Origin of the sequence: Paraburkholderia phenoliruptrix (assembly GCF_047325075.1) — a bacterium.
GTDB lineage: Bacteria > Pseudomonadota > Gammaproteobacteria > Burkholderiales > Burkholderiaceae > Paraburkholderia > Paraburkholderia phenoliruptrix.
This window is the reverse complement of sequence record NZ_CP168530.1, coordinates 1,624,589-1,637,018: the sequence shown is the minus strand read 5'-3', so window position 1 is coordinate 1,637,018 and position 12,430 is coordinate 1,624,589. Positions and strand designations below refer to the sequence as shown.

The 12,430-nt window shown below is 63.5% G+C and carries 10 protein-coding genes; 3 read left to right on the top strand and 7 right to left on the bottom strand.

What is annotated here, in order from left to right:
* Positions 1-146 precede the first annotated feature (146 nt).
* A complete protein-coding gene (gene treF, locus ACEN8U_RS07270) occupies positions 147-2,000 on the top strand; it encodes an alpha,alpha-trehalase TreF (protein WP_310107626.1) in 1,854 nt (617 codons plus the stop codon).
* Positions 2,001-2,049: 49 nt separating this feature from the next.
* On the opposite strand, the gene ACEN8U_RS07265 is transcribed toward treF, so the two are convergent.
* The 3 genes from ACEN8U_RS07265 to ACEN8U_RS07255 all read right to left on the bottom strand — a co-directional run bounded on the left by ACEN8U_RS07265 (position 2,050) and on the right by ACEN8U_RS07255 (position 4,719).
* A complete protein-coding gene (locus ACEN8U_RS07265; RefSeq protein WP_310107625.1) occupies positions 2,050-2,946 on the bottom strand; it encodes a MipA/OmpV family protein in 897 nt (298 codons plus the stop codon).
* Positions 2,947-3,260: 314 nt separating this feature from the next.
* Positions 3,261-4,016, bottom strand: coding sequence for a peptide-methionine (S)-S-oxide reductase MsrA (gene msrA, locus ACEN8U_RS07260; protein ID WP_310107623.1), 756 nt, complete (start codon positions 4,014-4,016; stop codon positions 3,261-3,263).
* A gap of 175 nt (positions 4,017-4,191) precedes the next feature.
* Positions 4,192-4,719: an Lrp/AsnC family transcriptional regulator gene (locus ACEN8U_RS07255; RefSeq protein WP_310107621.1), complete on the bottom strand. Its 528-nt coding sequence runs from the start codon at positions 4,717-4,719 to the stop codon at positions 4,192-4,194.
* A gap of 161 nt (positions 4,720-4,880) precedes the next feature.
* Here ACEN8U_RS07255 and ACEN8U_RS07250 point away from each other — a divergent pair, with 161 nt between their 5' ends.
* A complete protein-coding gene (locus ACEN8U_RS07250; protein WP_014971831.1) occupies positions 4,881-5,897 on the top strand; it encodes a 1-aminocyclopropane-1-carboxylate deaminase in 1,017 nt (338 codons plus the stop codon).
* Positions 5,898-5,960: 63 nt separating this feature from the next.
* Here the strand turns inward: ACEN8U_RS07250 and ACEN8U_RS07245 are convergent, their stop codons facing one another.
* The gene (locus tag ACEN8U_RS07245; RefSeq protein WP_310107619.1) at positions 5,961-6,851 is read right to left on the bottom strand and encodes a LysR family transcriptional regulator; all 891 of its coding nucleotides are present in this window, start codon (positions 6,849-6,851) and stop codon (positions 5,961-5,963) included.
* A gap of 178 nt (positions 6,852-7,029) precedes the next feature.
* Between ACEN8U_RS07245 and ACEN8U_RS07240 the strand changes: the two genes are divergently transcribed.
* Entirely contained in the window at positions 7,030-7,755 is a 726-nt protein-coding gene (locus ACEN8U_RS07240) for a pirin family protein (RefSeq protein WP_310107617.1), read from the top strand.
* 169 nt (positions 7,756-7,924) lie between these two features.
* On the opposite strand, the gene ahpF is transcribed toward ACEN8U_RS07240, so the two are convergent.
* From ahpF to prpR, 3 genes are all read right to left on the bottom strand, one after another.
* Complete coding sequence (gene ahpF / locus ACEN8U_RS07235) at positions 7,925-9,517, bottom strand: alkyl hydroperoxide reductase subunit F (protein WP_310107615.1); 1,593 nt, start codon at positions 9,515-9,517, stop codon at positions 7,925-7,927.
* Between the two features lie 223 nt (positions 9,518-9,740).
* Positions 9,741-10,304 (bottom strand): alkyl hydroperoxide reductase subunit C, encoded by a 564-nt coding sequence (gene ahpC / locus ACEN8U_RS07230; protein WP_013590239.1) that lies wholly within the window; start codon positions 10,302-10,304, stop codon positions 9,741-9,743.
* A gap of 123 nt (positions 10,305-10,427) precedes the next feature.
* Entirely contained in the window at positions 10,428-12,413 is a 1,986-nt protein-coding gene (gene prpR, locus ACEN8U_RS07225) for a propionate catabolism operon regulatory protein PrpR (protein WP_310107613.1), read from the bottom strand.
* Positions 12,414-12,430 lie beyond the last annotated feature (17 nt).

Genomic DNA, 12,430 nt, shown 5'->3' with positions numbered 1-12,430 from the left:
TGCGTGCACGAGCGCGCTCTGCATGGCTGCATAAAGGCAGAACACCAAGGCAAAAGACGCACGCAACTTTGGCCCAGCCCATGCGGTCAATGATGCGAACAGTGCACGCTCGCGTACTCACCCTCCTCCTTTCTTTAGTTCAGCCGATGACCGATTACGCCTTCGCTTCCGCCCACCTTCGCTTGCGCAGCGCACTCCTTGCCGCGTTCATGCTGTGCGTGTCCTGCGCGGCCACATGCTTCGCCGCCGACGTCTCTCAGGCGAGCGGCGGCATAACGGAAGGAATAAAGAGCGCGGACGGAACAAAGAGCGGCATCGTGCATATTGCTGTGCATGTGGAACCGCCCGCGCAGGCGTCGCCGGTGGTGCCGGTTCCGCCGTCGGAGCAGTACGCCGATCTGTATCGCGACGTGCAGCTCGCTCATCTCTTTCCGGACAGCAAGACCTTCGCCGATATGGTGCCGCTCGAACCGCCGTCGCAGATCGCGCTCGACTACGCTAGCGCGAAGCAGCAGCCGGGTTTTAGTCTGGGCGACTTCGTGAAGCGCAATTTCACGCTGCCCGCGCGAGCGTCGAAGAGCTATGTGTCCGATCCGAACGAGGACGTCGTGAGCCATATCGACACGCTCTGGAGCGTACTCAAGCGCGAGCCGGACTCGACTGCAAGCCCGTGGACGTCGCTGCTGCCGCTGCCCGATGCCTACATCGTGCCGGGCGACCGCTTCGACGAAATCTACTACTGGGACTCCTACTTCATCATGCTCGGCCTCGAGGCCAGCGGACGCCACGCTCTCGTGCTCGACGAACTGAAAAACTTCGCAACCCTGATCGATCGTTACGGCCATATTCCGAACGGCAACCGCACGTATTACCTGAGCCGCTCGCAGCCGCCGTTCTTTGCGCAGATGGTGCGGCTCGTCGCCGACAAGGACGGCGACGCCGTGTACGCTCAATACCTGCCTGAGCTGCAACGCGAATACGCGTACTGGATGGACGGCAGCGAGGGCCTCGCCGCGGGCCACGCGAATCGCCACGTCGTGCGTCTCGCGGACGGGTCGCTGCTCAACCGCTACTGGGACGAGCGGGCGGCACCGCGCGACGAGTCCTACCGCGAAGACGTCGTGACCGCGCAACAAACGCCTGAGCGCAATCCCGGGGACCTCTGGCGCAATCTGCGCGCGGGCGGCGAAACCGGCTGGGATTTCAGCTCGCGCTGGTTTGCCGACGGCAAGACGCTCGCCACCGTCGACGTCACGTCGCTCGCGCCCGTCGATCTGAATTGCCTGCTCGTCGATCTCGAACGCGCGCTTGCCAAGGCGTACCGCATGCGCGGCGACGTCACGCATGCGGAGAACCTGGCGCAGCGCGCCGCGACTCGCGCCGACACGATTCGGCGCGTGCTGTGGGATCCGCCATTGCAGGCATTCGGCGACTACGACTTCGTGCGTCGCACGCTCACGCACAAACTGACCGCCGCCACGGTTTATCCGCTTTATACGGGCGTTGCCAGCCGGCAGCAGGCGAAGGCCGTCGCGGCGACCCTGCAGCGCCAGTTGCTGCGCCCGGGCGGCCTCGCCACCACACTGGTTGCGAGCGGCCAGCAATGGGACGCGCCAAACGGCTGGGCGCCGCTGCAATATCTCGCTGTCATCGGCTTGCGCCGATATAGCGAACCCGCGCTCGCGCAAACCATCGCAACACGCTGGATCAGCACCAACGTCTCTTACTATCAGCACACCGGCAAGCTCGTCGAAAAATACGATGTGAATGCCGCCTCACCGGGCGTGGCCGCGGGAGGCGGCGAATATCCGCTGCAAGACGGATTCGGCTGGACCAACGGCGTGTTGCGCACCCTCCTCGCGCTTTATCCGCAGGCTATTCACACCTCGCGGCCGAGCGATATTGCCGCAGGACCCGCGGGCGTGTCGGCCGCGGCGGCGTCTGCCGCTGCGGCGCCGAAAAACACGCACCGGCTCCAGGGCCCGCGCGTGAGCCCGTAATCGCGGCGGTTACACAATCACCGGGATCACGCTTCACGCCGTGCTTCGTTCAGAACCGGTAATTGATCGATACGTCGGCGACGCCGTTCGCCTTGCGGTGCGTGATCGGACTATTCCCCGCGCTGCCGACGAGTTGCTGGAACGCGCCGTCCGCCGTGGCGAACCAGTGCTTGTCGAACAGCCACACGGCGCTGATGCCGAAGCCCACCGACTTGAAGCCGGCGCTCGCGTGATATTGCGGATACTGCGAATGCGCGGCCTGATTCTGATTTACGCCGAACCAGCTGTTCATATAGGTGGAGTCGGCCAGCGTCACGCTCGGGCCGGCGAACCAGAAGAATTTCTTCGAGCTGCCCGGCATCGGCATATAAGCGCCGAAATCGCCGATCCATCCATTGGAGCCGCCAAAATAGCGGCGCACGTCCGCGCGCAATACCAGCGGAAAGTCTTTCGATACGACGTACTCACTCGAGAGCTTCAGGCCCGGCGCGGGATTGATGTTGCCCAGCCCGTTCAGTTCCTGCGGATCGTCATGTCCGCGGCGACCCAGGTCGTAGACCGCCGCGAGGCTCGCGCGCCAGTTCTCGCCCTGTGCGAAGTTGACCCCAAGTCCCTCGCCGCTTGAGAAAAAGAACAGGTCCTTGTAGCGCACGTCGAGGCTCGGCCCCGCCATCACGTGATACCGGTCCGAGCCTTCATAGCGCGGCTGGAACGACGTTGCGGCACCCACGCGCAATTGCCAGTCGGGGATGGTCGGCTGCCACATCTTTTGCAGGGGCACACCCGCCGAGTATTGCCATTCGCCGAGCGGCGAAGGGGTTTGCGCGAGCGCCGTCCCCGGACCGGCGGCCATGCCGCCAATGGCGAGCACCGCAAAAGAGCTTGCCGCGATGCCTGTTTGTTTATTGCGGATCTTGCCGATCCGCTTTCTACGGCTGTTCAACACCAATGCCTCCAATCTCGCGTATCGCGAAGAGGGTTACGTTTGAGGCCCGGCGCTCCCCGCCACGCGCAGCGAACCCCGGACGAGCGCCGCGTGGCGGCGCGCGGCATGTAAGTTTTTCAGCAACGACACGCATTGCACGGCAAAAAGGCGAACACGCCAGCTCTGCCTGCCGCCACGCACATGCTTTGTGCAATGGTATTCGTCGGATGAGACAAGACGAACGTTTTGCCGACGGAGCAGCTAGTGCAAGATGCGGGCCTACCGCGTGGAGGCCAACCTCGGCGACATGAAGTTGCCGGCTCCCATGCGCAGCGTTATCGCGCGACCTGAACAAGCACCGGCTTGTCGCGATACAAGCTGGGAAAGAGCCGCTTGAGGCTAGCCACCTTCGGCATATCGTTGAGCGCGATATACGCCGAGTTCGGATGCTCGGTCAGGTAGTTCTGGTGATAGAACTCGGCCGGATAGAAGCCCTTGAAGGGTTCGAGCTTCGTCACGATCGGCGCCGGAAAAGTATGTGCTTTGTCGAGTTGCGCGATATAGCTCTGTGCGACGCGCCGCTGCGTATCGTTTAGGGGAAACACCGCGGACCGGTATTGCGGACCGCTGTCGGGACCTTGACGATCGAGCTGTGTCGGGTCGTGGATGACCGAGAAGTAAACCTGGAGCAACTGCCCATAGGTGACTTGCGCGGGGTCGAACGTGACCTGCACCGACTCGGCGTGGCCCGTGGCTCCGCCGCTGACTGTTTCGTAATGCGCGGTGTCGCGCTGGCCGCCCGAATAGCCCGAGACGGCCTGCTTCACGCCACGCACATGCTGGAACACGCCCTGCACGCCCCAGAAACAGCCACCCGCAAACACCGCGGTTTCTTCATGCGCCGATGCTGCCGGGACGGGCTCGTCCAGCGCGGGCGGCGCGATCGGCACGGCGTTCTCCGATGAAAACGCCACGCGTTGCGCAAGCAGCAGCGCGAGTAGACCGAAGCCGAAGCCGACGCGGACGTCGAGCCAGAGCCGCGCCGCGCGGGAGTGGGCGCGCTTGCCGTCGATACAATTGTCGATATTCATGATGTGTGTCCTGATTGCGACTACAGCGTGTGCCATACCGCTCGCCTCGCGCCTACCCGCTTGAGTCTGCGGGAAGCGAACGGCCCCACAAGTTAGTCGCGCGAAGGCCGCGTGAATGACAGCATGCGCGCGTTTCCCACTTTGCGCAGGGCAGCGCATGCCGTTGGCAAAGCACTCACAGCGGAAAGCGCGTGGTCGAGAGGATCTCCTTGAGCACCATGAACGAGCGGATTTGCCGTACACCCGGCAAATACAGCAATTGTTCGGCGTGCAGGCGATTGAAGCTGTCGCTGTCGCGCGTGCGGATCGTCATGAAGTAATCGAATTCGCCCGTGACGACGTGGCACTCCATGCAGCCCGGCACTGTCTGCGCCGCTTTCTCGAAGTCGGCAAACGACTCGGGCGTGGACCGATCGAGCACCACGCCGATGATCACCAGCATGCCCGCCCCCGCCGATTTCGGGTCGATCAACGCGACCACGCCGCGAATCAGGCCTGACTCCTTCAGACGCTCGACGCGCCGCAGGCAGGCCGGCGCGCTCAGCTTCACCTTGGCCGCCAGCGCGACGTTCGAAATCGACGCGTCCGTTTGCAACTGGCGCAGGATCGCCCGGTCGATGCGGTCCAGCGACTGAAGCGACTCGGCTGCGGGCGTCGAGGCGGCCTGGCGTGCTGGGGGCCGGCAAACTTTTATTTTGTTCATGGGTTTGTTCAGGAAACGAAGTTGAGCTTTTTATTTCTCGCTGTTATTTAAATTACGCCGACAGGGTTTTCTTCGCAAGCTCATTTTCCGCGGTTTTTCCTACCATGTGTTGAACGCGGCGGCCCGCTGCCCGCGCCCACACCCTCAACCCCGGAGATGCCATGAACCTGCAACGCTTTCCCCGCTACCCGCTCACTTTCGGCCCCACGCCGATCCAGCCGCTCAAGCGCCTCAGCGATCATCTGGGGGGCAAAGTGCATCTGTATGCAAAGCGCGAGGATTGCAACAGCGGCTTCGCGTTCGGCGGCAACAAGACGCGCAAGCTGGAGTACCTGATTCCCGAAGCGCTCGCGCAAGGCTGCGACACGCTGGTTTCCATCGGCGGGATTCAGTCGAATCAAACCCGCCAGGTCGCGGCGGTCGCCGCGCATCTCGGCATGAAGTGCGTGCTCGTGCAGGAAAACTGGGTCAACTATTCGGATGCGGTGTACGACCGCGTGGGCAACATTCAGATGTCGCGCATACTCGGCGCCGACGTGCGCCTCGTGCCGGACGGTTTCGACATCGGCTTTCGCAAGAGCTGGGAAGACGCGCTGGAAAGCGTCCGCGCCGCCGGCGGCAAGCCGTATGCGATTCCTGCCGGCTGCTCGGACCATCCGCTCGGCGGCCTCGGCTTCGTCGGCTTTGCGGAGGAAGTCCGCCAGCAGGAAGCCGAACTCGGCTTCAAGTTCGACTACATCGTGGTGTGCTCGGTGACGGGCAGCACGCAGGCCGGCATGGTGGTGGGCTTTGCCGCCGACGGCCGCGCGGATCGCGTCATCGGTATCGACGCGTCGGCGAAACCCGCGCAGACGCGCGAACAGATCACGCGAATCGCCAGTCGGACCGCGGAGAAAGTCGGCCTCGGGCGCGACATCACCGCGCAGGATGTGGTGCTCGACGAGCGCTTCGGCGGCCCGGAATACGGTCTGCCGAATGACGGCACGCTCGAGGCGATCCGCCTGTGCGCGCGCCTGGAAGGCGTGCTGACCGATCCCGTCTACGAGGGCAAGTCGATGCACGGCATGATCGACATGGTGCGCAACGGCGAGTTTCCCGAAGGCTCGCGCGTGCTGTATGCGCATCTCGGCGGCGTGCCCGCACTCAATGGCTACAGCTTTATTTTCCGCGACGGCTAACGGCAGCGTGGCGTGCGACGGTCCAGGGTTGAATACGACCTGTGGGCCGTTGCGTATTCGCGCTCATGCGGCAAGGCGCTTTTTCAGATGCTTGCGCAGGAAGTCGACGAACGCACGAATGGTCAGCGAGCTCTGCCGATGTTGGGGATAGACCGCGTAGACTCCGGTGGGGCTCGGCAAAAATTCGTCGAGCACGGTGACGAGCCGGCCGCTTCGCAGTGCGTCGGCGACGATAAAATCAGGAAGCCGAACTATTCCGAGGCCGGCTACGGCCGCATCGCGAATCAGTTCGCCATTGTTGGCGCGCAGCGGCCCGAGCACTTCGAAGCTTTTCACCGCGCCGTCCACTGCGAACTCCCACGTCACCACACCGCCGTGTCCATAAAGCAGGCATGAGTGACGCGCCAGGTCGGCGGGCGCGGCGGGCCTGCCGCGGCGGCGCAGATACGCCGGACTGCAACACGCGACCAGATTCACATCCACCAGCTTTTGCGCGATCAGCGTGGAGTCCGGCAACACGCCGATTCGCACGGCCATGTCGAAGCCCTCGCCGACCACGTCGACGGTACGGTCGCTCAACTCCATGTCGAAACGCACGTCGCGATGCTCGCGCAAGAAATCCGCGACGAGCGGCGACAGATGCAGCATGCCGAAGGACATCGGCGCACTCACCTTGAGGAGGCCGCGTGGCCCCGCCCGCCGCAACAACATGGCCTGCTCGGCGTCCTCGACCTCGCCCAGAATGCGTTTGGCCCGCTCGTAGAACTCCTGGCCGAGGTCGGTCACGGCAAGCTTGCGGGTATTGCGCACGAGAAGCGGCACGCCGAGCGCTTCTTCCAGCGCCATGACCCGGCGGCTCACGAACTGCTTGGACAGCGCAAGACGCTTCGCCGCGGCGGTGAAGTTATGGGCGTCGACGGTCGCGACGAAGATACGCATGTCGTCCAGTTGCATGGCGATTGTCCACTATGATGAGACGGTCCTTCCATTTATACGCGAATTATAGCCGCTCAAGTTGACCTACACTTCTGGTCATGGATCGCGGACAACCAACCAGTCCGGATCGCCCGCAACGAAAGTTGCATGAACGACGAGTCGGACGCTGGCGCGCTCCACTCGACAGGAGAAAAAGATGCTTGAAATCAGACATGCCAATCAACGCGGCCGTGCAGAGCACGGCTGGCTTAGCTCGCGTCACACCTTTTCGTTCGCGCATTACCACGATCCGAAGCAGAACGGCTTCTCCGATCTGCTCGTGATCAACGACGACCGCGTCGCGCCGGCCCAAGGCTTCGGCAAGCACCCGCACCGCGACATGGAGATCTTCTCGTATGTGCTGGAGGGCGCTCTCGAGCACAAGGACACGATGGGCACCGGCTCGGTGATCGTGCCGGGCGACATCCAGTTGATGAGCGCGGGAACCGGCGTTGCGCACAGCGAATACAACCATTCGAAGAGCGAGCCCGTGCACTTCCTGCAGATCTGGATTGCACCGGCGCAAATGGGTACCGCGCCGCGCTATCAGCAGCAGCATTTCAGCGCGGAGGACAAGCGCGGCGTGCTGCGCCTCGTTCTGTCCCCGAACGGAGCCAACGGTTCGCTGACGCTGCAACAGGACGCACGCGTGTATGCCGGCCTGTTCGACGGCGATGAAACCGCGCGGCTCGAACTTGCAAGCGACCGCTATGCGTATGTGCACGTGGCGCGCGGCAGCGTGACGGTGAACGGCGTGCAGCTCGGCGAAGGCGACGGTGCACGCGTGCGCGGCGAAGAAGCGCTGAGCTTCACGCAAGGGCACGATGCCGAAGTGCTGGTGTTCGACTTGCGCAACAACGAGGTGTCGGAACTGTGGGCGTAAGCGGCGTGCCGCCTCTAACACACTCATGCTCATGAAAGCCGCCCGGTTCGCGCCGGGCGGTTTTTTTTGCGCAGCGCTTTCCGGTTGCAGCCGCTGCGGCATCGGCGTGATGAAAACAGAAACGGCGGCCCGCGGGCCGCCGTTATTCGCTACGCGTGAAGTCCGATTATCACACTGCCGCTTCGGCTTCCACCTCGTTCGCCGCTTCGGTTTCCTCACTATTGCGAATCAGATGATCGAATGCGCTAAGCGATGCCTTCGCGCCTTCGCCGACCGCAATCACGATCTGCTTGAACGGCACGGTGGTCACGTCGCCGGCCGCGAACACGCCCGGCACCGACGTCGCGCCGCGTGCATCGACCACGATCTCGCCGTGCTTCGACAGTTCCACCGTGCCCTTCAGCCACTCGGTGTTCGGCACGAGGCCGATCTGCACGAACACGCCTTCCAGTTCGATCTGCTTCACTTCACCCGAACGCAAGTCCTTGTAGACGAGGCCATTGACCTTCTTGCCGTCGCCGGTAATTTCGGTGGTCTGCGCCTGCGTAACAATGGTCACGTTGGGCAGGCTGCGCAGCTTGCGTTGCAGCACTTCGTCGGCACGCAAAGTCGCGCCGAACTCGAGCAGCGTGACTTCGCGCACGATACCCGCGAGGTCGATTGCCGCCTCCACACCCGAGTTGCCGCCGCCGATCACCGCGACGCGCTTGCCCTTGAAGAGCGGACCGTCGCAGTGCGGGCAGTACGCCACGCCGTGATTGCGGTACTCGCGCTCGCCCGGCACGTTGATTTCGCGCCAACGCGCACCCGTCGCGAGAATAATGGTTCGGGCCTTCAGCACCGCGCCGTTTGCGAGGCGCACTTCGTTGATGCGTCCCGGAATCAGCGCTTCGGCACGCTGCACGTCCATGATGTCGACTTCATACGTTTTCACGTGCTGTTCGAGCGCGGTGGCGAATTTCGGCCCTTCGGTTTCGGTGACGGACACGAAGTTTTCGATAGCGAGCGTGTCGAGCACCTGACCGCCGAAGCGTTCCGCGACCACGCCTGTGACGATGCCCTTGCGTGCCGAATAGATCGCCGCCGCCGCGCCCGCGGGCCCGCCGCCGACGATCAGCGTGTCGAACACCGGCTTCTTTTCCAGTTCCTTCGCCGCATGGGCGCCCGCGTTCGTATCGAGCTTTGCGAGGATTTCCTTCACGCCGCTGCGGCCCTGGCCGAACACTTCGCCGTTCAGGAACATGGTCGGCACCGCCATGATCTGGCGTGCTTCGACTTCGTTCTGGAACAGCGCGCCGTCAATCGCCACGTGGCGAATGCGCGGGTTGATCAACGCCATCACGTTCAGCGCCTGCACCACTTCCGGGCAGTTCTGGCACGAGAGCGAGAAATACGTTTCGAATTGATAGTCGCCGTCGAGACTGCGGATCTGTTCGATCACGGCGTCGTCGAGTTTGACCGGATGGCCGCCGACCTGCAGCAATGCAAGCACGAGCGACGTGAATTCATGCCCCATCGGAATGCCCGCGAAGCGGATGCCGATGTCCTTACCCGGCTCGCCGATCGAAAACGACGGCTTGCGCTCGTTGTCGTCGCGACGCTCCACGACGCTCACGCGCTCCGACAACGTCGCGATATCGTTCAGCAATGCCAGCAGCTCTTGCGATTTTGCGCTGTCGTCGAGCGACGCGACGATCTCGATAGGCCTGCTAACCTTTTCGAGGTACGTTTTCAACTGAGTCTTGAGATTGGCATCAAGCATGGCTATTCGATTCCGTGACGATGGGGTGTTGGGTTCCCGGCTCCGCGCGCATCCGATAGAACACGTGCGGCCCGGGGACGCGCGAACCGCTGCATGAAGCGGTCCGCACGGTGATGCGCCGCGAGGGGCGCGACTGCCTGAAGCTTTGAAGCTGACTCAGCTTCGGCTAAAGCCTGGTTAAAGGCCGACCAAAGCTGATTTAAACCCGTGAACCTGCGAGAGCTTAGATCTTGCCGATCAGGTCGAGCGACGGGGTCAGCGTTTCTGCGCCCGGCGTCCACTTGGCGGGGCACACTTCACCCGGGTGAGCGGCGATGTATTGCGCTGCCTGCACCTTGCGCAGCAGTTCGCCGGCGTCGCGGCCAATGCCGTTGTCGTGGATTTCGCACAGCTTGATCTCGCCTTCCGGGTTGATCACGAACGTGCCGCGCAGCGCCAGACCTTCTTCTTCGATCAGCACGTCGAAGTTGCGCGAAATGGCCAGCGTCGGGTCGGCCAGCATCGGGTACTTGATCTTCTGGATCGTGTCCGACGTGTCGTGCCATGCCTTGTGCGTGAAGTGCGTGTCGGTCGACACGCTGTAAATTTCAACGCCGAGCTTCTGGAAATCGGCGTAGCGATCGGCCAGGTCACCCAGTTCGGTCGGGCAAACAAACGTGAAGTCGGCCGGATAGAAAACGAAAACCGACCACTTGCCCTTCAGGCTTTCTTCAGTGACGGTCACGAACTCGCCGTTGTGATAAGCCTGTGCCTTGAACGGTTTGACTTGACTGTTGATGATCGGCATTTGCTGAGTCCTCTTTCTGAGTGGTTGGAAAGTGGAGTCAGTATCTCAGACCGCGCTTAATAGGTAAAGTGGATTGTTTTAATTCTATTGATAGATTCAATCTATCTATTTCCAGACCTGCGCCTATCGCGTTTCGTCGGCCTTCAGAAGCCGCCACAGCGTGGTCCGGCCAATGCCGAGCGCCCGGCTTGCCGCGGCGCGGTTCCCGCCGCACTGTTCGAGCGCCCTCACGACCTCGTCGCGGCTCGGCGTGAGACGTGGCGCGGCCAACGTGGCAGCAGCGGCAGCCGTCGACGGCGCGCCGTGCCCGTCTTCCCGCTCCATCCGCTCGAATTCGGGAAACAGCGCCAGCAGATCCGGGCCGATGTCGCCGTCAGATTCGCCCGCCGTGGCGCCCAGATAAATGGCCGCGCGCGCCAGCAGATTGTCGAGTTCGCGCACATTCCCGGGCCACGCATAGCCCTCGAACCAAGGCGCCAGAAACTTCAGCACGCGCCCGATCGCCGCCTCGGACAATCCATATTGGAGCGCAATGCGGTTTAACAAGTGCCGAGCCAGCGGAAGCACATCGGCGCGTCGCTCGCGCAGCGGCGGCAATTCTATCTGAAGCAGATTCAGACGAAAATACAGGTCCGCGCGAAACGCGCCCTCGCCGACGAGCGCAGGCAGGTCGCGATGCGTGGCGGCGATCACGCGCACGTCGACGGGCGTGGCCCGGCCCGAACCCAGCTTCATGACCTCGCGCTCCTGCAGCACGCGCAGCAGCCGGCTTTGCAGCGCGGCGGGCATCTCGCCGATCTCGTCGAGAAAAATGGTCCCCGTGTGGGCGATCTCGAAAAGTCCCGGCTTGCCGCCCCGCCGCGCCCCGGTGAACGCGCCTTCTTCATGGCCGAACAGCTCGCTTTCGATCAACCCCTCCGGCAGCGCCGCGCAATTGAAGGCGACAAACGGATTGCCGCGCCGTCGGCTCGCATTGTGAATGCCCTGAGCGACCAGTTCCTTGCCCGTGCCGCTCTCGCCGCTCAAGAGGACAGTCGCGTCGTGCGCCGCGCCCGCGTGCGCGAGTCGCCGCACGCGTTCGAGCGCCGCCGATGCGCCGACCAGATCTTCCAGCCGATGCCGGGCGACCAGATGCTTCGGCCGCTGGCTCGTGCGCAGCGACCGGTCGATCCGCTGCGCGACGAGCGCGTCCTGCACCGTGACGACCGCGCCCGAGCGCGCGCCCTGCTCCACAATTGGCACGCAATTGACAATGAGCGAGCGTTGGCCGATCTGCTCGATGCGCTCGTCGACGGCACCGCCGCGTTCGAGCGCGTCGCGCAGCCACGGGCCGACCCGTCGCGCGAGCTGGGCCGGCATGTCGCGCCCGCCTTCGAGGCCGAGCAGCTCGAGCATCGCGGGATTGACGGCTTCGAGCTGGCCGGCATCGTCGAAAGCGGCCACGCCGTCGCGCAGATGCGCGACGATAGTGTTCAGACGCACGCGCTTGGACTCCTTCTGCCGGCTCACGCGCGCGAGTTCGACCGAACGCTCGAAGGCTTCCTCCACCGCGCCGAGCGAGTACAGGAACACGCTCGCGAGCCCCGCCTGCTGCGCGAGGTCGCAGGCCATGCCCGGTCCGATAATGACCCGGCAACCTTCGGCGGCGAGATTGTTGACGGCGGTCTTGACCTCGTCGACGGAGCGGTAGGCGCGCTGCGTGAGGCGCACGGTCAGCAAGCCGCCCAGATCGGCGAGTTCGTGCGAGATCGTTTCGTGCAGCACGAGGCCGATGGACGCGCCAGGCCATGTGGTGGTGGCGTGGGTGATCGCGCTCAACACGTCGAAGCCGTTCACCTTGACCATGACCACCGGCACGCTCAGGTTGTCGCGCAAATAGGCGCCGTTCGAGCCGGCTGCGAGCACGACGTCGACGGAACCGGCATCCACGTAGCTTTGCAGCGTGGTCACCGCTGCGCCGTAGCCTTCGCGGATCGAGAAAAATCTCGCGCGCTCGGCGTAGCGCGGCGCAATCGTCTCGCAAAGCGACTGCAGGCGGCTGATACTGACAAGTGCGACGCCCGGCCGGCCCGAGTCGGTACTAACGAACGGCGGCGTAAAAGTGGACATGCAAGGCTCCCGGCTGC

Coding starts and splice junctions, on each gene's coding strand:
- ACEN8U_RS07255 (WP_310107621.1), bottom strand. CDS start 4,719: ATGAACAAAATAAAAGTTTGCCGGCCCCCAGCACGCCAGGCCGCCTCG.
- treF (WP_310107626.1), top strand. CDS start 147: ATGACCGATTACGCCTTCGCTTCCGCCCACCTTCGCTTGCGCAGCGCA.
- ACEN8U_RS07245 (WP_310107619.1), bottom strand. CDS start 6,851: ATGCAACTGGACGACATGCGTATCTTCGTCGCGACCGTCGACGCCCAT.
- msrA (WP_310107623.1), bottom strand. CDS start 4,016: ATGAATATCGACAATTGTATCGACGGCAAGCGCGCCCACTCCCGCGCG.
- ACEN8U_RS07250 (WP_014971831.1), top strand. CDS start 4,881: ATGAACCTGCAACGCTTTCCCCGCTACCCGCTCACTTTCGGCCCCACG.
- prpR (WP_310107613.1), bottom strand. CDS start 12,413: ATGTCCACTTTTACGCCGCCGTTCGTTAGTACCGACTCGGGCCGGCCG.
- ACEN8U_RS07240 (WP_310107617.1), top strand. CDS start 7,030: ATGCTTGAAATCAGACATGCCAATCAACGCGGCCGTGCAGAGCACGGC.
- ahpC (WP_013590239.1), bottom strand. CDS start 10,304: ATGCCGATCATCAACAGTCAAGTCAAACCGTTCAAGGCACAGGCTTAT.
- ahpF (WP_310107615.1), bottom strand. CDS start 9,517: ATGCTTGATGCCAATCTCAAGACTCAGTTGAAAACGTACCTCGAAAAG.